The organism is Cupriavidus sp. FW305-F7, assembly GCF_058782875.1.
Window position 1 is genome coordinate 1 of the sequence record NZ_JBYSYC010000151.1, and the last position, 522, is coordinate 522.

A 522-nucleotide genomic window follows, 5' to 3' on the forward strand; every position below is an offset into this window, starting at 1 on the left:
AGTAGAGTAAGAGACAGGGCGTAGTCGGACTATTTCCCTGCCTCTCCTCTCCGAACCGGACTTGCGCCTCTCAACGCATCCGGCTCTCCGTTCAAGTGTTGCTCATAGCAAAGGCGACATCGGGGTAGCGCGACTCGATGGTACGGCGTGTCTCATCGCGCAGGATGTACGGATTTTCTGTCAGGGTCCGCCAAGTGAAGCGACCTTTGCGACTGGTAACCAGACGCCGAAGCGCCACCACCCCATACCACCCCCGACTGTTCTGGCCTTGTAACACCCATGTTGTAGCCTGTCCCGGCTCCGGCGCCCGGATGCAGTCGCGCATCAGCGATCTGAACCCGCGCCGATACTTGCGCGCGAGCCAGTGTCCGAGTTTCCAGAAGACCGTTCGGTCTAGTTTCTTGAACATGGTGGCCGTGTAGTCGGTGTATTGATAGAAGGCAGCCCAGCCAGCGATCTGCCGATTCAGGCTTTCCATCAGGTCCATCCGGTTCATGCCGTAGTTGCCCGACAATTGCTTTA

1 protein-coding gene is annotated in these 522 nt (G+C 58.0%); it reads right to left on the reverse strand.

The window, feature by feature from the left end; all coding sequences use genetic code 11:
- Positions 1 to 91: 91 nt before the first annotated feature.
- Positions 92 to 522 (reverse strand): group II intron maturase-specific domain-containing protein (locus AC3WL8_RS40045; RefSeq protein WP_492380275.1); only part of this gene is annotated, 431 nt, incomplete at its 5' end.